General features: G+C 70.1%; 17 protein-coding genes. 5 read left to right on the top strand and 12 right to left on the bottom strand.

Annotated features, from left to right (window positions below):
- Window positions 1–14: 14 nt before the first annotated feature.
- From FB384_RS15610 to FB384_RS15585, 6 genes are all read right to left on the bottom strand, one after another.
- On the bottom strand, window positions 15–1,547 hold the full coding sequence (locus FB384_RS15610; protein ID WP_183783805.1) for an amidase: 1,533 nt from the start codon (window positions 1,545–1,547) through the stop codon (window positions 15–17).
- 244 nt (window positions 1,548–1,791) lie between these two features.
- Window positions 1,792–2,526 carry a hypothetical protein gene (locus FB384_RS15605; protein WP_372497753.1) on the bottom strand — a complete coding sequence of 245 codons (735 nt, stop codon included), beginning with the start codon at window positions 2,524–2,526 and terminating at the stop codon, window positions 1,792–1,794.
- On the bottom strand, window positions 2,523–4,340 hold the full coding sequence (locus FB384_RS15600; RefSeq protein ID WP_183783803.1) for a carbamoyltransferase family protein: 1,818 nt from the start codon (window positions 4,338–4,340) through the stop codon (window positions 2,523–2,525). Before FB384_RS15600 ends, FB384_RS15605 begins: the two co-directional genes overlap by 4 nt.
- A 17-nt stretch (window positions 4,341–4,357) precedes the next feature.
- Entirely contained in the window at window positions 4,358–5,656 is a 1,299-nt protein-coding gene (locus FB384_RS15595) for a hypothetical protein (RefSeq protein ID WP_323985245.1), read from the bottom strand.
- Between the two features lie 2 nt (window positions 5,657–5,658).
- On the bottom strand, window positions 5,659–6,870 hold the full coding sequence (locus FB384_RS15590) for an ATP-grasp domain-containing protein (protein WP_323985244.1): 1,212 nt from the start codon (window positions 6,868–6,870) through the stop codon (window positions 5,659–5,661).
- On the bottom strand, window positions 6,867–7,802 hold the full coding sequence (locus FB384_RS15585; protein WP_323985243.1) for a glycosyltransferase: 936 nt from the start codon (window positions 7,800–7,802) through the stop codon (window positions 6,867–6,869). The genes FB384_RS15590 and FB384_RS15585 overlap by 4 nt, the downstream gene beginning before the upstream one ends.
- A 338-nt stretch (window positions 7,803–8,140) precedes the next feature.
- Between FB384_RS15585 and FB384_RS15580 the strand changes: the two genes are divergently transcribed.
- From FB384_RS15580 to FB384_RS15560, 5 genes are read left to right on the top strand one after another with little or no spacing between them, the layout of a single operon-like run.
- Window positions 8,141–8,926, top strand: coding sequence for a hypothetical protein (locus FB384_RS15580; RefSeq protein ID WP_183783801.1), 786 nt, complete (start codon window positions 8,141–8,143; stop codon window positions 8,924–8,926).
- The gene (locus FB384_RS15575) at window positions 8,923–9,984 is read left to right on the top strand and encodes a peptidogalycan biosysnthesis protein (RefSeq protein ID WP_183783799.1); all 1,062 of its coding nucleotides are present in this window, start codon (window positions 8,923–8,925) and stop codon (window positions 9,982–9,984) included. The genes FB384_RS15580 and FB384_RS15575 overlap by 4 nt, the downstream gene beginning before the upstream one ends.
- Window positions 9,981–11,111: a hypothetical protein gene (locus FB384_RS15570; protein ID WP_228726037.1), complete on the top strand. Its 1,131-nt coding sequence runs from the start codon at window positions 9,981–9,983 to the stop codon at window positions 11,109–11,111. Before FB384_RS15575 ends, FB384_RS15570 begins: the two co-directional genes overlap by 4 nt.
- A 1-nt stretch (window position 11,112) precedes the next feature.
- Window positions 11,113–12,156 (top strand): GNAT family N-acetyltransferase, encoded by a 1,044-nt coding sequence (locus FB384_RS15565; protein WP_183783797.1) that lies wholly within the window; start codon window positions 11,113–11,115, stop codon window positions 12,154–12,156.
- Window positions 12,153–13,232: a GNAT family N-acetyltransferase gene (locus FB384_RS15560; RefSeq protein ID WP_228726036.1), complete on the top strand. Its 1,080-nt coding sequence runs from the start codon at window positions 12,153–12,155 to the stop codon at window positions 13,230–13,232. The genes FB384_RS15565 and FB384_RS15560 overlap by 4 nt, the downstream gene beginning before the upstream one ends.
- Before the next feature lie 72 nt (window positions 13,233–13,304).
- On the opposite strand, the gene FB384_RS15555 is transcribed toward FB384_RS15560, so the two are convergent.
- The 6 genes from FB384_RS15555 to FB384_RS15530 all read right to left on the bottom strand — a co-directional run bounded on the left by FB384_RS15555 (window position 13,305) and on the right by FB384_RS15530 (window position 18,986).
- Window positions 13,305–13,682, bottom strand: a complete 378-nt coding sequence (locus FB384_RS15555) for a succinate dehydrogenase hydrophobic membrane anchor protein (protein ID WP_183783794.1) — start codon at window positions 13,680–13,682, stop codon at window positions 13,305–13,307.
- Window positions 13,679–14,182 carry a succinate dehydrogenase, cytochrome b556 subunit gene (sdhC, locus tag FB384_RS15550; protein ID WP_183783792.1) on the bottom strand — a complete coding sequence of 168 codons (504 nt, stop codon included), beginning with the start codon at window positions 14,180–14,182 and terminating at the stop codon, window positions 13,679–13,681. The genes FB384_RS15555 and sdhC overlap by 4 nt, the downstream gene beginning before the upstream one ends.
- Window positions 14,179–15,924 (bottom strand): FAD-binding protein, encoded by a 1,746-nt coding sequence (locus tag FB384_RS15545; RefSeq protein WP_221212749.1) that lies wholly within the window; start codon window positions 15,922–15,924, stop codon window positions 14,179–14,181. The genes sdhC and FB384_RS15545 overlap by 4 nt, the downstream gene beginning before the upstream one ends.
- Window positions 15,911–16,648, bottom strand: a complete 738-nt coding sequence (locus FB384_RS15540; protein ID WP_183783790.1) for a succinate dehydrogenase/fumarate reductase iron-sulfur subunit — start codon at window positions 16,646–16,648, stop codon at window positions 15,911–15,913. The genes FB384_RS15545 and FB384_RS15540 overlap by 14 nt, the downstream gene beginning before the upstream one ends.
- On the bottom strand, window positions 16,641–18,152 hold the full coding sequence (argH, locus tag FB384_RS15535; RefSeq protein ID WP_183783788.1) for an argininosuccinate lyase: 1,512 nt from the start codon (window positions 18,150–18,152) through the stop codon (window positions 16,641–16,643). Before argH ends, FB384_RS15540 begins: the two co-directional genes overlap by 8 nt.
- A gap of 108 nt (window positions 18,153–18,260) precedes the next feature.
- A complete protein-coding gene (locus tag FB384_RS15530; RefSeq protein ID WP_183783786.1) occupies window positions 18,261–18,986 on the bottom strand; it encodes a sulfite exporter TauE/SafE family protein in 726 nt (241 codons plus the stop codon).
- Window positions 18,987–19,048 lie beyond the last annotated feature (62 nt).

The following is a 19,048-nucleotide window of genomic DNA, read 5'->3' as shown; positions in this document are numbered from 1 at the left end:
CGGCCGGTCACCGGTCACCTGTCGCCGGCAGGCGGGGCCGGGAAGCCGCCGACGGCCTGTTCGAACGTCCGTGCCACCCGCAGCACCGCCGCGTCCTCGAAGTGCCTGCCGACGATCATCATTCCCGTGGGCAGGCCGTCCACCGGTGCGGTGGGCACGCTGCACGCCGGGTGGCCGGTCGTGTTGAACGGCGCGGTGTTGCCGATCATCGACAGCGCGGTGTCCAGGTACTGCCCCAGCGGGACGTCGGCGGCGGGCAGCGGGCGCGCGGGGTAGGGCACGGTCGGCATGACGAGGACGTCGCAGCGGGTCAACGCGGCGTCGTAAGCGGCCCGCGCCTGGTGCGCCAGGTGACGCGCCATCGCGTAGTACCGGCCACCGCCTTCCTCGAACGTGTAGCGCCCGGACAGGCCGACGAGTTTGACCGTCTTGGACAGTTCGGCGCCGTGTTCCAGCCGGTTCCTGCCGTAGTGCGCGATGAGCTCGGGATCGTAGAAGTCCTCGACGTTCATGCCGAAGGCGTTGCCGTCGAGCATCTGGTACGCGGCGCCTTCGGTGGCGATCACGTTCCAGGCGTGCATCACGTCGACGTGCCACGGGATCGACACGTCCTCGGTCTCCAGCCCCGCCGCGCGCAACACGTCCACACCTGCGCGGACCGCCTGGTCCACGGCGGGGTCGGACACCGGGGTGTCGAAGCCCTGCGTCACGACACCCACACGCATGCCCGCCGCGGACCGGCCGAGCGCCGACACGTAGTCGACGGCGGAGATCTCCGTGGGCTGGCGCGGATCGGCCCCGTCCACGCCGGCGAGCACGGTCAGCATGCGGGCCGCGTCCTCGACGGTGCGGGTCATGGGGCCCAGGTGGTCGATCGTCCGCTCGATCGGGAACGCACCGGTGTAGGGCACGAGCCCGTGGGTGGGCTTGTGCCCGACGATCCCGCAGAAAGCGCTCGGCATACGCACCGAACCGCCCTGGTCCCCGCCGAGCGCGAGGTCCACTTCGCCGCCGGCGACGAGCGCGGCGCTCCCGCTGGAGGAGCCGCCCGCGTTGCGTGTCCCGTCCCACGGGTTGCGCACCGGTCCCGGTTTCGAGGTGAAACTCCCGCCGGAGAAGCACAGGTCCTCGCACACCGACTTGCCCGCGATCGTCGCGCCCGCAGCGAGCAGCCGGGTGACGACCGTTGCGTCGCGAATCGGGACGAAGCCCTCGACGGCGCGCGAACCGTTCATCATCGGCACCCCGGACACGGCGACGTTGTCCTTGATCGCCACGGTCCGTCCGGCGAGCGGCCCCTGCTCCGACTCCCTGACGGACGTCGTCACGTGCCAGGCGCCCCACGGGTTGTCCTCCGGATAGGACCACTGCCGCTGTTTCGGAGCCGGCGCAGTGCGCCGGTACAGTTCCTCGACGGCCTCCGGATGTTCGAGGGTGCCGGCCACTGCCGGGCCGAACTCGTCGAGTTCGGCCTCGGACAGTCCGAACCGGAAATGCTCGTCGAGCGACGCCAACCGGGACCGGTCGGGCGGAGGCAACGGGGACATCGACAACACCGTCCTTTCGCCGCGGAAGCGACCCGGCACCACGAGGCCGGGGCGGATCGCGGACGGCGGCCTGGCAGGCCGGTCGGGATGTGCGAAACGTCCACGACCTTAAGCGGCTCCGCGACCTGGAGCAACGCGGCGAACAAGAGCATCGGACTCCCGCGCCGCCCACTCACCGCCGCCGCTCGCCGCCACTGCTCGCCGGTGAGCAGGCCGGCGAGGAGGCCGGCAGCAGGGCGGATCGTCAGCCGCGCGCCGGTTCGACTCCCAGCGCCCGGTCGACCCAGCGGCCCACCGGAAGCGCGATGACGACGGCGGCCAGCACGACGTGGACGACCATGAACACGACCGCAGTGGCGACGCTCGGCACGCCGGTGAACACGATGATGTGCGAGGCCCACGGCAGTTCCGACGGCCGCGATCCCGCCGCCCACACGTCGTTGAGCGCCCAGAACGTCAGGTCGTTGAGCCCCGACACCACGACCAGGATCGCCGCCACACCGGTCTTGAGCACGTTCGCGGTTCTGGCCCCGCCCAGCCGGTAGGCCAGCAGCATGAACAGCACGATGAAGGTCGTGATGAACAGCTCGAACTGGTACACCGGTTCGAAGGAGCCGTCCTGCTCGGCGTTGCGCCCGAACTCCTGGATGCGCATGACCATCTCGGTGTCGATGTAGGCCATGTACCCGATCACGCCGAGCAACAGCAGTCCCGGGGCGGCGCGCCATTTCGGCAACAGGGCTACAGCCACTACGGCGAACGCGAACGGGCTCAGTTTGAACGCCCATTCCGCCACGTTGTCCAGCGTCTGGTCGGGCGGCAGCACCACCATGATCAGCAGCGCCAGTACCGCCGCGGGAACCGTGGGCACCACCCACAGCCACCCGCGCGCGCGATACAGCGCGGCCACCCAGCCCGTGCCCTGGTCGCCACCCGGCCTCCCGGCCGCGGCATCCGCTCCCGGCATCGTCGCGGTCATGCGTCGTCGTCCTCCAAGCGCGGCTTCTCGACCCAGAACGGGCCGAGCGCGAGTGCGTCCACATCGGTCTTGAGGTAGCACGCCACGGCGTCGGCCGGCGTCATGACGATCGGTTCCTCGTTGTCGTTGAACGAGGTGTTGACGACCATCGGGACACCGGTCAGCCGCTCGAAGTGCTGGATCATGCGGTAGTAGAGGGGATTGTCCTCCTCCGACACCGTCTGCACCCGGGCGGTGCCGTCGACGTGGGTGATCGCCGGCACCACCTCACGCTGGTGCTCCAGCACGTCGAACACCAGCAGCATCACCGGCGACGGATAACCGCTGGCGAAGAACTCCCCCGCACGTTCGGCGAGACAGGACGGTGCGAACGGCCGGAACGCCTCGCGATGCTTGACCTTCTCGTTCATCCGGGTCTTCGACTCGGGATCGCGCGGGTCGGCCACCAGCGAGCGATTGCCGAGTGCACGCGGACCACACTCCATCCGGCCCTGAAACCAGCCGATGATCAGACCGTCGGCGATCCGCTGGGCGGAGTGAGCCGCGATGTCGTCGTGGCGTTCGTAGTCCAGTCCCGCGTCCTTGAGCGCCAGCTCCATGTCCGTCTCGGTGTACTCGGGGCCGGTGTAGGTGAAGCCGCTCCGGGGGCGCGGGCGGTGGTAGGTCCCCACGCTGACGTCGAGGGCCGCACCGACGGCGCACCCGTCGTCGGCCGCGGCAGGCTGTGCGAAGAAGTCCTCGAACGGGGTCTCCAGCAGGATCCGCCCGTTCATCACGCTGTTGAGCGCCACCCCACCGGCCACGCTCAGTCTCGTCGACCCCGTTTCGGCCTGCAGCCACCTGGCGAGGTGCAGACCGGCCTCCTCGAGCGTCACCTGCAACGCGTAGGCGATGTCGCAGTAGTGCTGCGGCACCGGGTTCTCGGCCGTGACCCGTGTCTTCGGCCGGGCTGGGCCGAACAGGTCGTGGAACTTCTGCGACATCACGTGTTTGCCGGTGCGGTGGTGCTCGAACCAACTCAGGTCGAGTTCGAACCCGCCGTCCGGGTCGAGGTGGACCAGGTCGCGGAACGCCTCGACATACGTGTCGCGGCCGAGCGGGGCCAGGCCCATGACCTTGCCTTCGTCCCGGGTCGGGTAGAAGCCGAGGTATCCGGTGACGCCCGCGTACATCGCACCCAGCGAATGCGGGAACTTCATCCGCCGCAGCTCGGTGATCGTGTCGCCCCTGCCGTGCGCCAACAGCGTCGAGGCGCCGTCGCTGCCGATGCCGTCGAGCGTCAGCACCGCCGATTCGTCCCAGGGACAGATGTAGTACGCACTTCCTGCGTGTGCACGATGGTGGTCGACCAGGTGCACTGTGAAGTTCATGGGCCCGGAGTGGCCGACGGCCTCCTTGATGTCTCGCTCGAGGGTGTAGGTGCGTTTGATGTGCGCGAGCAACGCACCGCCGACGTGGTAGTCGTCGACGCCCTTGCCTCCGCCGCTGCGGAGTGTCTTCAACAGCCCGGCGGCCCGGCCGCCCGACGCACCGTCCGGATTGCGGAAGACGTCGAGCGTGCCGGGGAAGTACCGCGCGAACACCTTCGCGGCGTGGATCGCCTCCCGCCACCGCTGCCAGTAGTAGGCGACGTGATCCACCTCGGCGAGCGTGATACCGGCCTGGTCGAGGCAGAACCGGATCGCGTTCGCGGGCAGGCCCCCGTCGTGCTTGACGCGGGTGAACCGCTCCTCCTCGGCGAAGGCGACGATCGTGCCGTCGTGGACCAACGCCGCCGCCGAGTCGTGAACCCTGCTGATACCCAGTACGTACATGTTCTCGCTCCGTGGTGTTACGTGGTGGATGACAGGCCGGACCGTGCGGGCCGTCCGGCAGGCGGACCGGATGGACGTCGTCGCACCATGTGGTGCAACGCCGCCGCCTCGGCCGACAACGCGAACACGACTGCGGCGAACCCACCCGCGGCGCCGAGGGGCGGCACCAGGCACAGCGCACCCACCGTCGTCGCGAGGAGCCGGCACAGCGCTCCCCTGAGGCTCACCCCCAGCAGCGGGCCCCCGGTGTTCTCGATCAGGAAGATTCCGTACATCACGGCGATCGCGGTGACGATCTCGACGGCGGTGAGCACGCCGAGTGCCGCCCACATCGCGATCCCCGTGTCGGCGAGCAGCGCGTCGCGCGATGAGGGCACCAGCAGGGCGGCACTGAACAGCACGGCGAACGCCGCCCCGCCCACGACGACCGCTCGCAGGATCGCCATGGCCTTCGCCCGCGCCACCACCGCGCCGGCTCCCCGCTGGCGGAGCGATACGCCCGGCTGGTGGATCCGGAACTGGTATCGCACGATCGAGCAGAACGCCCCCGCCGCGAGCATCGCGAGGTAGAACGGCCCGCTGTCGGACACCCGGCCCACGGCGGCGAGCACGAAGAACACCACCGCCACGGTGAGGGCGTCCAGCAACTCGGGCACACCGAGGAGCCAGGTGGTGCGCCCGTAGGCGAGCACGAACCGGCGCCGCCGCAGCGGTTCCGGCCGTCGCCAGTCCCGGGGCAGTAGACCGACGGCGACCAGCGCGACGGCGGCCAGTCCCGCGGGCAGCACCAGCAGCACGGTGCGCGGGGACCACTCGGCCAGCCAGGTCGACAGCGTCACGGCCAGCACCAGCACCGCGCCCGCGGTGAACGCCCAGGCGTCGAGCGCGGCCCTTCCCCTGAGCCGGTGGAGTCCGGCCACCGTCATCAGCATGCCGGAACACGTGTGCCAGCAGGCTGCGGCCAGGTACGGCAGCAGGGCCGATTCCGGTGCCACGACGACGGTCACGATCAGGCCGGTCGCGAACGCCAGCACCGGCGCGGCCGCGAACCGAACGGCCAGCGCCGCCACCGTCGCCCGCGTCGCCCTCACCCGCGGAGCCAGCCTCAGTGCGCTCTTCTCGGCCGCATTGGGCAGGAAGACCAGCCACGCGCACGCGCCGAGGGCGTTGGCGAACGGGCCGTAGGCGACGGTTCCCCACACGACGGCCAGCGCCACCTGCATCACCTGCACGCTGGCACGGAACGAGCCCCGGCCGAGGAGCAGCCGCAGCATCATCGATCGGCGGGGGGCCGCGCTCACCGCAGCGCCGGTCACGGCTACGGCACCGCCTGCGTCACGTCGTCGAGGCGGAACTTCAGTGCGCCGCGCACCGCCTCTGCCGCGGCACGCAGATCATCCATTGTGGGCGCTTGGAGAACCGCGTAGCCGAGTTTGTAGCCGGCCTGTTCGTAGGCACGCACGAACGTTCCCTCGTCGGCGAACAGCCGCAGATCGACCACGGCCGGATGCGAGCGGACCTCCTCGATGCCACAGACCTCGGCGAGTCTGCCGGCCCGGTCCGCCCCGAAGACCTGCACCATCGTGGGCACCGGTTCCCGGGAAGCGAGCACCGGCTCGTCACCCATCGCCGTCGCCATGGTCGCCGCCATGACGTCCACGCCGTAGCACGACTCGATGAGCTCGGCGAGACCGTTCCCTCCCATGCGCGCACCCATCTCGACCAGATACAGCCTGCCGTCACGGCCCAGCACCGCGTCGAGTGTCAGCGGACCGTCCGGGTAGTCGATCCGCTCGCAGACCGCTTCGAGCATGCCCACCAGCTCGGCGTCCACTCCGGACGGAAGTTCGGCCGGAACGAGGTGCGAGGTGGTGACGAAGTACGGCGGCGGCGTGATCGTCCGTTCGGTGACGGCGTGGAAGGCCACGCTGCCCTGCCGCATGAGAACCTCGACGGTGAGGTGCATCCCCGTCACGTACTCCTCCACGACGAGCTTGCCCTCGGGCGAGAACGCCACCGATTCGGCGAACGCCGATCGCAGGAATCCCGGTCCGGCGCACGCCACCACTCCCCTGCTCCCCGACGAGTCGACGGGCTTGACCAGCGCGGGGAATCGCAGTTCACGGGCGCGCTTGACGAGGTCGTCGTCCGGTGTGCCACTGACGGCCCGATACCCCGGCAGATCCAGTTCGGCGCACAGCTCACGAAACACCGATTTGTCGACCGAAGCGCGCATCGCCAGGTCCGGCAGCGAGGCGGGGAGGTTCCAGTGCCGGGTGAGCCAGGCCAGGGCCGGCAGTCCGACGTCGCTGGCCGGGCACAGCACACCGACGATGTCGTCGCGTCCGGCCAGCGCGCTCGCGATCCGCTCCGGGGCGCGCACGCTCAGCTGGACGAACTCGTCGGCGTGGAGCACGCCCGGCGCGCTCGGCCGGATGTCGACGCAGATCGTCCGGTATCCCAGCCCGCGCGCCCGTTGGTACACGCTGACCGAACCGTCGGCGCCGCCGAGCACCACCAGAGTCTTCACGAGGCCACCTCCGCACGCCGGGGCTGCGGCGCAGCCTGCCGTTCGTCGAGGAGCAGGTCGGCCGGATCGACTCGGTCGCACAGCGACGTCTCCCGGATGTAGAACTGTCGCGGCCGCGGCCCTCCGGATCCGACGGTGACGAGGTAGCGAATCCCCACCGACAGCACGGCCGTGATCACGGCGAGGACCACGAACACCGCGGCCGGCACCGCGGCACCACCGACCACTCCGGCGGCCGCACCGACGGCCAGCAGGCCGCACAACGCCGCGGTCCCCAGCGCGAGACCTGCCGCGACGCCGGGAAGCCTGCGGGTGAACCCGACGAACAGTTCCACCGCGTGCGAGGCGAGGAAACGGAACCCCACCTTCGACTCACCGCGCTCCCGCGCGCGATGGCCGACGGCCACCGTCGTGTACCGGCCGGTGAGCCGCGGCACGGTCGCCATGAAGTACGGAGTGCCGAGCTCGAGGTCGACGACGCGACGTGCGAGGTCCGTGCGGACCAGCCGGAACGCGGTCGCACCACGCGGTATCTCGACGCGCAGGACGCACTGGGCCAGATAGTGGAACACGGCGGTGCCCCATCGCCGCAGCAGCGGGTCCTGCCGGTTGGTCCGGACCCCGAAGACGGCGTCATAGCCCTGCTGCGCCTCGTCGATCAGCACCCGCGCCTCGGCGGCGGGGAACTGCTGGTCGGCGTCGATGTGCAGCACCCACGGCTGTGCGGCGTATCGATATCCGGCCGAAAAAGCCGCCTCGAAACCGAAGTTCCGCGTGAAGGAAATGAAACCGACTCGCGGGTCTTGTTCCGCGATTCCGCGAATGATATCCAGCGATCCGTCCGAGCTTCCGTCGTCGACATAGATGACTTCGAGCTCGATATCGCCGAGCTCTTCGACGATTTCCTCGTATGATGCCGTTATATTGTCCACTTCGTTATAACACGGAACCACAACTGTGATACTCGATATACTGGCGCGATCCCCACTCGGCCCTGTCACAGCTCACGCACCAGAACCGGAGCGGATTCCCGTAAGCGAATCCATCTCGGCGAACACGGCATGAATGTCCTCGCGTTTCTACTCGTCAGTAGTCTCTGCCCCCAGCAGGAACGATTCGAGAGTTATATCCGACAAAACGGCGGCAGCAAGGAGGAAAGTCCGGATTGAGCCGTTCAGCCGAGGTCGAAATGAGGGCATGGGCGACCTTTCGGCGCAATCACGGAATTCCCTGCACGAATCCGGTTACTGCGGTGGCACACTGCTCAGCCATGTGGAATTCGCTGGCCTTCCGGTTGTGGCGGGCCGCCTATCTGCGGGCCGTCTCCTCGGCCTTCGCGACCGTGCCGCTGTACCGCGAGACCTGGGCGCTACACGGCCGCACGGATCCGGTCCTCGTTCCGGGCAAAACCGGAAGCAACGGCGGGGCGCTGCCCGCCGACGAGGTGCACCGCCGACTGGTCGACACCGCTCCGCTCGCGGGCGGATCGACCGAACCGGATCCGGCACGCGGCCTCGCCGGGCTGCTGACCCGCGCCACCCACCGGCCCTCCCACCGGCTGGTCGTCATCGTGGACTCCGACGTCACCCGCCCGCCGACGGGACTGCCTCGCGGTTCCCGCGGATGCGTCCTGCACCCCGACGCCGCCACAGCCGCAGGGGACGAGCCGGTAATCAGAGAGGTCGTCGACACGCTGCGGCGTGGTGAGCGCGTACTGACCGTCGGCGAGGGCAAAGACCTCGACGCACTGACCGCGGCCCTGCCTGCGCAGCTGCCACCGCCCGATCGCGTCCCTCACCACCGCATCGACCGCCCGGGCACGGGGCCGTTCGGGCTGCTCCACGATCCGTTGCTCGGCTATCTCGGCGTCCTACGGGAGTGCGGCCGTCTGCACGTCGACCATTGGCACGTCTACGTGCGTGAGACCGCGGGCGGGCTCGCCTTCACCGTCCTCGACCGCACTTCGCCACGCCTGGTCGACGTACTCATCGGCGGCGGGGTGCCGGGCGAGGTGCACGCCTGCCCGAAGCACGGCTCTCCCGTGATCGAGACATGACGGCTGCGTCCGCGCGCACCGCCGTCGCCGCCGCGCGCATCTGCGACCCACGCGTCGACCCTGCTCCCGTCGGGTGGTCCGAGTTCATCGGCACCGCACGTCCGCACGCCGTGTGGGATCCGGATCTGCTGCGCATCGAGGGCTGGCTGGCGCGCAATCCGCCGCTGCTGGTCACCGTGCACGACGCCGACGGCATCGTGGCGGCACTGTCGGCGCTGGTCTGCCGGCCGACGCGCACACCCCGCTACGCGCCCCGTCGGCCCCGTCGCGGTCCGATGTGGGTGGAAGTCAGCCAGCCGTGGCTCAGCGGACTGCCCGGAATCGTGTGGCGGCCCGAGGCGCAGGGACACCGGTTGCACGCGGCCGTACGCGCGGCGGAGCGCGCCCTCGCACGGCACCTCGGGCCCGGCCTGGTCGGGGTGTTCTACCGCGGGGTCGGCCCGGAGCTGCTCCCCGAGCTCGACGGCCACGGCCGCATCCACCGGCGCACGGATTCCTCCGCCGTACTCGACAACACCTTCGCCGACGTCGACGAGTGGCTCGCATCGCTGAGCAAGAGCCGGCGCGCCGGTCTGCGCAGACAGCACCGGCGGGCCGAGTCCGACCGGACGCTGCTCATCCGCGGTGGCCCCGGCCGGACCGACATCGACGCAGCCGCCGTGGCGGATCTACTCAACGACCATCGCGCCCGGTTCGCCGCGCAGGCCGGCGACACGCGCTCACCCGTCGCGGCACCGTATGTGGAGGCGTTCGTGCGCAGATCCGACGTGCACACACTCACGTATCACGACACCGACGGCAGGCTGCTCGCGCTCAACATCCTGCTCGACCACCGCGACGTCGTCGTCAAACAGCACTGGGCGGCGCTGCCGCGCGAGGACGAGGGCAGACAGGGGCTGTACTTCGATGCCTACGTCCGCGCCGTGCGCTGGTGCATCGCGCACCGCAGGCCGCGAATCTCGTCGGGCCGGGGCAAACTCGACGTCAAGACGTCGATGGGGTTCGCCCCGCAGGACGTCCACGGGGTCATCGCGCCGAGGCCGGTGATGGGGCGGTGAACGTCGAGATCCTCGACCCCCGTGTCGACCCGGAACCGTCCGGCTGGGCGGGCTTCGTGGGCTCCCACGGCCTGCATCCCGTCTGGCGTTATCCGCTGCTGCGGCTCGAGGCGTGGACCGCCCGCAACCCGCCCGTGCTGGCCGTGGTGCGCGACCACGGGCTGGTGGTCGGAGGCCTTCAGGTCATGGTGTGCCGCAGCTGGCGCACCGGCCGTTTCGGACCCCCGGTCACTCGGCGGCCGGTCCGGTGGCGGCCGCGCTGGGCCGAGGTCTACCTTCCTCTGCACAGCGGCTACCCGGCCGCTGCCTTCCATCCGGACGCCGACGCGCCGGCCGCGGTCCGCGAGTTCGAACGCGCACTGGTGCGGTGGGTCGGCCCGGGCCTGCTCGGAGTGCTGTACCGGGCCATGACCGCCGAGCTGGCCGATGCGATGTCCGGACCGGGCCGGCCGCGCAGAGAGATCGACCCGGCGGCCGGGCTCCGCCCACCGGAGACGTTCGACGCGTGGCGCGCGAGCCTCGCCGACGACGTGCGCGCCACCATCGACGAGATCGACGCCGGCCCCGACGTGCGTACCGACGTCGGGGCCGGCCGCGACGACCTGGACGCGACCGAGCTCGCCGCGCTCCTCAACGCCCACCGGGCGCGCCAGGACGCCCGTGCGTGGTCGGGCGGGCAGCGTTCGCGGTTCGCAGGCCTGCACATGGACACCCGCAGTCCCGTGTCCCCCGCCTACCTGGATGCGCTGCTGCGCAGATCGAACGTGCTCACGCGCACCTACCGCACGGCGGCGGGCCGGCTGCTCGGGTTCAACACGATGATCAACGACCGGGCCACGGCCGCTTTCCATCACTGGGCGGCGCTGTCCCGACAGGACGGCGGCCAGCCGGGGCTCTACCTGCACGCCTACGCCCAGGCCGTGGCCAAGGCGATCGAACGGGGAACGACCGAGCTGACCGCGGGCAGGGCGATGCTGGACGAGAAGGCCGCCCTCGGCTTCCACGATACCCGCGAACTGCACACCGTCGCGGCGCCACGGCCCCTGCTCGGCGACCGCTGGTCGGCAGCGGCCTGGCGCCGGCGACCCGGCAGCACCCGTCCACGCCAGCACGTACCGGGAGCGTGACATGACCGTGCACATCGACGTCCTGGATCCGCGCAGCGAACCCGAGCCCGCCGACTGGGCCGATTTCGCCGCGGCCCAGTCGCTGCCCGCGCCCTGGGACTACGGCATGCTGCGCCTGGAAACGGCGTCGTCGCGATGCCCCAACCTGCTGGTCGTCGCACGCGAAGGGGGCGAGCCGGTCGCAGCGCTCTCGGTCACCGTCGCCCGCCCCGGCGATCCGCACCGCCGCAGGCCCGTCGGCGGCATGGCACGGTTCGCACCCCGGCTCGCCGAGGTGCACCAGCCGTGGATGCCCGGCACGTCGGGGCGGGTGTTCGCGCCCGGGCTCGACGCCACCACGCGGCGGGACATCACGCGGGCGGCCGAGCGCGCTGTCGTGGCCTTCATCGGCCCCGGCTGCTGCGGGGTCGTCCACCGCTATGTCCGTGACGGTGAGCTCCCGGACATCACCGGCAGGGGCAGGGCGGTGCGCGACGCCGTGCCCACGACGTTGCTCCAGAACGGTTTCACCGATGTCGACGAGTGGGTCTCGTCGCTCGCGCGGAGCAGGCGGCACAGCATCCGCGGCCAGCGCCGCAAGGTCGCCGCCGACCCGTCGTTGACGATCCGATGTGGACGAGGCAGGGAGGACGTCGACGGTGCGGAGCTGGCCACACTGCTGCACGCGCACCGGGCGAAGTTCGGCCGCGTTCCACTCGACCTGCGCGGAGCCGTGACCGCCGAGTACCTGCACGGGCTGGTGCGCAGGCCGGACGTGGCCACCCTGACGTACCGCGACGCGGCATCCGGGCGGCTGCTCGCGTTCACCAACGTGCTCGATCACGTCGTGACGCCGCTGCACCAGCACTGGGCGGCGGTCCCGCCCGACAGAGGAGGAAAGCGGCACCTGTACTTCGACGCCTATGCGCGCGTGGTCGGATTCATGATCGACAACGGCAGGCCGTCGATCTCGTCCGGCCGCGGCATGCAGGACGTCAAGGGATCGCTGGGGTTCGCGCCGCAGCCGCTGCATACCGTCATCGCTCCGCGGCCGGTGTGCCGATGATCGGGCCGCCGGCGGATTCCGGCTCCCGGGCGGCCGTTCGCACCCTGCAGGGTTCGGCGCGGGCCGCCCACTACGAGGTGTTCGACCCGCGTTTCGATCCCGAACCGGCCTACTGGTCCCGACTGCGGGCAACCGCAGGTCTGTACGCGGACTGGAGCTGGGCCGCCCTGGCCGCCCAGGCGTGGGCGGCTCGCACACCCCAGTACGTCACGGTGCTGCACGCCGACGACGGCCCGTGCGGGGTGGTGTGGGCCGCGTGGGTCGGACCTCCGACGAGGCGACACCGCTTCGCACTCACGACGCGCGGCGGACGGATCGGTGGGCTCGACGTCCGGGCACCGAACAACGCGTCGGCGCCGGGCTGGTGGTTCGCCGACGGCACCGGGCAGCGGCTGCTCACCGACTACGCGCCTGCGATGCGCGACCGACTGGGTGGCGGATCGCGCCTGCTGCTCGCCCGCCAGCTCGGCGACACCGATGCCGCGGCCGTGAGCGCGCCGCTGCGGATCGTCCGGCCGACCGAACCGATCAGCATGCTCGACACCGCCTCGTTCGAATCCGTCGAACACTGGCAGTCCGAACTGCGCGCCACCCGCAGGCGCAGCCTCACCCAGATCGAGCGGACCGTCGACGACGATCCGCACCTGGAGGTGAGAACCGGCCCGATGGCGGACACCGACGCCGGCGAGGTCGCCACACTGTTGCGGCACAACGCCGAGAAGCACCACGATGTGCCGATCGTGCCGCTGCCGATGTTCACCGGCTACCTCGAGCACCTGTTGCGCCAGCCGGACGTCGTCGGCGTACGGTATGTCGACCCAGTCTCCGGAGCGCTGCGTGCGCTCGCACTGATCCTCGACCATCCACAGTGGCCGGTGATTCGCTCGTGGTCGACGCTGCCGCTGCACCGCGGCGGGCGACGGAATCTGTACTTCGACATGTACACCCAGGCCGTGCGGTTCGCGCTCGCATCCGGCAAGAAGGGCATAGTGCTCGGCAAGAAGATGACCGAGCTCAAACGCACCTTCGGCGCCAGGACGGTGGCCCAGCACGCGGCCCTCGTCCCGCTGCACTGACCTCCCGTGAGCCGGCCCGGATCCGGCAACGACCGGTCAGGATGCTGTGGCCGGTCAGGCTGGCGTGCCCGGTCAGGATGCCGTGGCCGCGAGCCACAACAAGGTCATCCCGCCGACGAGGACGGCTCCCGCTCCGCAGAGCAGGACCACCCGCCATATTCGCCTGCGTCTGCCCGCGGTGTAGTCGGCGATCACCGCCCACAGGCCGAGCACCGCGTGGCCCAGTGTCGCCGCCAGCATCACCCCGTCCCAGACCAGCCACAGTGCGGTCGCCCACCGCTGGTCGATGAAGCGGGAGTCGGTGTCCGCGACGTCCGTGGTGACGTGGGTGGCGACGAAATGCCCCAGCACCAGCACGGCGAGCAGCACGCCGGACAACCGCAGCGCGACGTACGCCGCCCGCCTGCGGCGTGCGGAGTTCGCATCACCCTTGATGTCGGCCACCGTCATACGATCACCGGTCCCAGAATGAACACGGCACCCGCGAGCGTGCCGACCACACTCACCCCGAGGACGCCGTAGAGCGCTCGTGTGGAGCCCGTCAGCCCGAGATCGACGAGGTCGACCGCGACCAGCCGCAACCCGTTGGCCGTGTGGAACAGCAAGCCGAACAGCAACCCGACCTCGGCAAAGCGCATCGGCACGCTGCCGTACACCTGGTGTACCTCGTCGTAGATCTCACGCGAGATCACGTACAGGCTGACGTCGCCGACGTGCAGGCACAGGAAGGCGAACAGTCCCAGGCCGCTGACGCGGTGGAGGTAGAACGCCCACCGTTGCAGCTCGGCCCGGTCGCGTCCCGGCCGGGCGAGCCGAGCGACCAGCGAGCGCGACACGAACGGCCCGCCGTCGTCCCGGCGAGCGCTGCGCACGACCACGACGCTGAACGCCACGATCGCGACGGCCACCAGCGCGAATCCACAGAAGAACACGAACTGCGCCACGCTCACGAGCCCGGCCTCCCATCGAGATCGGCCGGCCGGAGGTGGCTGAACTCCACGTCGCGCACCTCCGACTCGATCGCACCGGTCGGGCCGTCGCCGGCCGCCCGCTGCACCAGATACCGGGGACGAGCGTCCGTATCGGGGAAGTCCGACCGTGCGTGCGCCCCGCGGGTCTCGGTACGCCAGGCCGCCGCGTGAGCCATGGCCCTGGCGACGGTCACCTGGTTGGCCAGGTCGAGCGCCTCCTGCCAGGCGAAGTTGACCTGTGGCGGACCGGGAACGGCGATGTGCTCGATCTCGTCGGCCAGCGCGTCGAGTTCCTTGCCCGCGTGCTCGAGCGAGGCACCGTCGCGTACGACGCCGACCGAGCGCCACATGAGTTCCTTCAGCCGCCGGGTCAGATCGAACGGCCACGGACCGAGTGATCGGGTCAGCGGCGCGTACGCTCGCGCCAGCGACGCGTTCACCTCGGTCCGCTCCGGTGTGCGTAACCGCCGCTGCCGGGCCAGCCGGGCGGCAGTGTCCCCGGCGCGTGCACCGAACACGGTCGACTCGGCGACGCCGTTGCCACCGAGCCGGTTGGCGCCGTGCGTACCGCCGGCGTCCTCGCCCGCCACGAGGAGTCCGTCGACGTCGGTCCGGCAGTCGGCGTCGATGAGCACACCGCCCATGTGGAAGTGTGCCGTGGGCGAGACCTGGACGGGACCGATCGCCAGGTCCTGTTCGATCTGCCGGGTTCTCGCGACCATGCCCGGAAAACGCCGCTCGACCTCGCCGCTGCCCAGGTGCGAGATGTCGATCAGGACGCCACCCTCGTCCGTACCGCGTCCCGCCATGATCTCGAGGTATCCGGCCCTCGCCACGACGTCCCGTGTGGATCGTTCCATCCGCTCCGCGTCGTACCGGGCCATGTACCGCTCGCCGGCCGCGTTGTACAGGTGCGCCCCTGCTCCGCGCAGCCCCTCCTCCAGCACCGCGCCGGTCATCCGGGACTTACCGGCCAGCAGCCCGGTCGGATGGAACTGCAGCATCTCCATGTCCCGCATCGGCAGGCCGGCTCGCCAACACATCGCCACGCCGTCGCCGGTCTTCTCTCTAGCCGGCGCCGCGACGCGGTACATCGTCGCCGAACCGCCCGTCGCCACGACCACCACCCGAGCCCGCAAGACCAACGGATCGCCGGTGCGCACGTTCAACGCCGTCAACCCGGCCAGTTCACCCTCGGCATCGTGGACGAGGTCGAGGGCACGAACGTCTTCCAGCTCGCGAGGACCGAGACGGAACATCTGATCGCGAAGCCGTCCCATGATCTCGATGCCGGTCAGGTCACCGCGATGCACCGTCCGATCGAACGCCTGCCCGGCGAAGGCCTTCTGATGGATGCGGCCGTCGGGCCTGCGATCGAAGAAGCACCCGACCCTGGTCTCGAGCTCGTTGATCACCCGAGGCGCGTCGTCGACCAGCGTTCTGGCCAACGACTGGTCGTTGAGGAACTTCCCGCCCTGGACCGTGTCGCGGAGATGCAGGTCCACCGAGTCGTCGGGGTCGAGGACCGCGTTGTAGCCACCCTGCACCATGCGGGTGCACCCGGAACGTCCCACCGCGCCTTTGCTCACCACGGTCACGTCCAACTCCGGACGAGCCGTCAAGGCGTGGAGCACGCACATCAGACCGGCTCCCCCGCTGCCGACCACTGCGACGTCGGTGTCCAGCACCTCCGGTTCCCGCCATACCTCACCGGTCGCCACGGAACCTCCTGCCACGCAGTCGGCGGATCGCACGCGCGGGATCGAGCCCCTTGGGACACGCAGCGGTGCATCCGTAGATGTAGTGACACCGGTCGACACCGGATTCCGCCCCGACGACCTCCAGGCGTTCGGCCGTGGCACTGTCCCGGCTGTCGGCGACCAGCACCATCGCGCGGTTCAGCGCCGCGGGGCCGACGAAATCCCGATGCGCACTCGCGATGCCACAGCTCGAGAAGCACGCCGCGCACCCGATGCAGTCCAGAGCAGGATCGATGGCGCGGCGTTCGGCCGAATCCGGCGCGATCACGGCCGGCTCGGCGTCCATGCCGACGTCGGCGTCCTCGCCGGGCACGAGATACGGCCGCACCGATGCCCACGCCTGCCAGAAGGGTCCGGTGTCGACGATCAGATCCCGCACCACGGGCAGGCCCGCGAGTGGGTCGACCCGGATCCGATCGGTGTCCGCCGGGATCTCCGTCTGACACGCGAGCGCCGAGCGTCCGTCGACCCGCACCGTGCACGTCCCGCACATGCCGACCCGGCACGAGAAGCGGAAGGCCAGCGCGGGATCGTGCTCCCGTTGTACGGCGAGCAGCGCGTCGAGAACCGTCATCGGACGGATACGCGCGACGAGGAACTCCGACCGCGTGCCCTCGACGCTGCGCGTCACGGTCACCCGTACCAGCCCGCCGGCGTTCGTGTCCGCATCGGCGGTATCAGCCATGGGAGTCGCCCAGGTAGTCGCGCACGCGGGTGGTGAGACGGTCCGACGCCTCGTCGAGTCCGCTCCGTGCGCGGTCCAGCCACTCCCGCCGATCGGCCAGCTGCTGCCGTGCACCGGCGAGCGCGTGCCGCATCGGTTCGGGTGCCGGCCCGCCCTGCACCTGGTGCGCCGCGACGAACCCGGACGGGTCGAGAGCGTCGCGCACCTGGGAATCGGCCAGACCCGCATCCCGTCCGAGGACCTCACGTGCCGCTTCGTCGAGCAGTGCGGCGCCGACCTCACCTGGCGACAGTCCTCGGGTCGTGGCCAGCAGCACCAGGTGCCCGACCACACGGTGGGCCGACCGGTAATCCAGGTCCGATTTCCGATGCAGCACGGCGGCGAGCTCGGTGGCCGTCGAGAAACCCGACGCGGCACGGGCAGCGCAACGTTCTCGGTGGACCACCAGCGTGCCCAGCGTCCCGCCGAGCAGACGCAGCGACGTCACCATCTCGTCGCACCCGCGGAACACCGGCGGCACCATCTCCTCCTCGACGTCCTTGATGTCGCCGAAGTTCGTGTTGTGCAGCGCACCGAAGGCCGAGGTCATCTCGCCGACCGCACGTGCGCCGCGGGCGCGCACGTACTCGAACGGGTAGGCATTCTTCTTCTGGGGCATCATGCTGCTGGAGCCTGCGAACGAGTCGCCGATCTCCACCAGCCCGAATTCGTCGGTGTGCCACAGGTAGAGGTCTTCGCAGAGCCTGCTGAGGGTGACACCGATGTTCGCGACGGCGGCCGCCGTTTCGAGCCCGTGGTCACCGGAGGCGACGCAATCGATCGTGTTCTCCCGCACCTCGTCGAAGCCCAGCAAGGCTGCCACGAGGTCCCGGTCGACGGGGTAGGACGTGCCGGCGAGAGCGCCGCAGCCGAGCGTGCAGGCGTTGGTCGTCCGGTAGGCGGCCGAGAGCCGGTCCACATCCCGCAGCAGCGCGCCGGCGATACCGAGCAGGTAGTGCCCGAAGGTCGACGGCTGCGCCGGTTGCATGTGCGTCCACTGGGGCATCACCGTGCCCGCCTCGCGGGCTGCAAGATCGAGCAGTACCTCGACCAACGACAGCAATTCCCCGTGAATCCGGATGATCCGTGGCCGAAGCGCCATCCGGGTGAGCGGCTCGGGCCGCGTTCTGCCCAGGTTGATCTCGCCCGCGGCCGCCGCACCGGCCAGTTCGGCCAGCCGGTGTTCGAGGTGGGAGTAGAAGTACTCGAAATCCGGGTTGAACTCCGCGAAGGCCGCCGCACCCTCCTCCGACATCCGGTCCAGCGCCCCCAGCAGGCGCCGGACGTTGTCGGGCGCGACGATCCCGGTGTCGCCCAACATGACGGCCCAGGCCCGGTTCGTCTCGAGCAATGGGTCGAAGTACTCGTCGAGCATGAACCGGAAGCTCGGCTCGAGCACGGTGGTCGTGTAGATCTCACCCGGTGGTTCGGTCAGTCGTTCGCGAGAGATCCGCTCGGCCGGCATCGCTACCTCCAACTCCGCGACGGTGCGGATGTGGTTTGACCTCTGCCCTCAAGGCACATGCTTACTACCTGTTGATCAGGTGTCAACGCCCCAGTGGCGCCGGCCACATCACACCGACAGCAGCGTCGCCACACCGGCCGCCATCACGAGCACGAACGTTGCGATACGGAACACGTCGGGCCGGACACGGCCACCCCATGCCGTGCCGATCCAGTTCGCGACCAGAGCACCGGGCAACCACCACGCCAGCAACCCGACATCGCCGAGGAACGCCCCGTCCCGAACGCCGAGCACGACGAGACCGACCACATTGCTCGACACGAAGTACACCGCCAGATCGGCGATGAAACTACGCTGACCGTCAGTATCTGCCGCGAGAGTCAGCGCCACCGGCACGCCGTTCAACGATGTCGTCGTACCCAGCGCTCCCCCGGCGAAGCCCGCGAGCGCATAGCGACTCCGCGACCGTTCACCAGGACTCGGCGTCCGGAACACCATCACCGGTGCGACGACGAGTACCACCACCCCGGTGACGAGCCGAATCCCGGACGGATCGATCAGGCCGCCGAGCAGCGCTCCGACGACAAGCCCGGGGAAGCTCGCGACGGCGAGTGGGATCGCACGACGCCACCGGATCGAATGCCACAGGCGCGCCACGACCGAGACCCGTGTCGCGAGCGCGATCGCCAGATTCACCGCCACGACGGTCGGGGGATCGAAGCCGAGCAGCAGTATCAGCGGAGTCGCGATGAGGTTGTAGCCGAATCCGGTCATGCCACCGAGCACGGCCGCAAGGATGACGATCCCGGCACCGCCGACGATCACCGTCGACATCGGCCACCCCTTCCGCTGATTGCGATCGCACCCTATCGCAGGATCGATTCATCCAGAAAGAA

Origin of the sequence: Prauserella sediminis, assembly GCF_014195435.1 — a bacterium.
GTDB classification, from domain to species: Bacteria; Actinomycetota; Actinomycetes; order Mycobacteriales; family Pseudonocardiaceae; genus Prauserella; species Prauserella salsuginis.
The sequence above is the reverse complement of the archived record's forward strand: the minus strand, read 5'-3'. Positions and strand labels throughout refer to the sequence as shown.

Bases quoted from the DNA above. Each gene is read 5' to 3' on its own strand.
- argH (WP_183783788.1), bottom strand. From the start codon at position 18,152: ATGCCGGCCGAGCGGATCTCTCGCGAACGACTGACCGAACCACCGGGT.
- FB384_RS15600 (WP_183783803.1), bottom strand. From the start codon at position 4,340: ATGTACGTACTGGGTATCAGCAGGGTTCACGACTCGGCGGCGGCGTTG.
- FB384_RS15575 (WP_183783799.1), top strand. From the start codon at position 8,923: ATGACGGCTGCGTCCGCGCGCACCGCCGTCGCCGCCGCGCGCATCTGC.
- FB384_RS15565 (WP_183783797.1), top strand. From the start codon at position 11,113: ATGACCGTGCACATCGACGTCCTGGATCCGCGCAGCGAACCCGAGCCC.
- FB384_RS15560 (WP_228726036.1), top strand. From the start codon at position 12,153: ATGATCGGGCCGCCGGCGGATTCCGGCTCCCGGGCGGCCGTTCGCACC.
- FB384_RS15610 (WP_183783805.1), bottom strand. From the start codon at position 1,547: ATGTCCCCGTTGCCTCCGCCCGACCGGTCCCGGTTGGCGTCGCTCGAC.
- FB384_RS15540 (WP_183783790.1), bottom strand. From the start codon at position 16,648: ATGGCTGATACCGCCGATGCGGACACGAACGCCGGCGGGCTGGTACGG.
- FB384_RS15555 (WP_183783794.1), bottom strand. From the start codon at position 13,682: ATGACGGTGGCCGACATCAAGGGTGATGCGAACTCCGCACGCCGCAGG.
- FB384_RS15605 (WP_372497753.1), bottom strand. From the start codon at position 2,526: ATGACCGCGACGATGCCGGGAGCGGATGCCGCGGCCGGGAGGCCGGGT.
- FB384_RS15580 (WP_183783801.1), top strand. From the start codon at position 8,141: ATGTGGAATTCGCTGGCCTTCCGGTTGTGGCGGGCCGCCTATCTGCGG.
- FB384_RS15530 (WP_183783786.1), bottom strand. From the start codon at position 18,986: ATGTCGACGGTGATCGTCGGCGGTGCCGGGATCGTCATCCTTGCGGCC.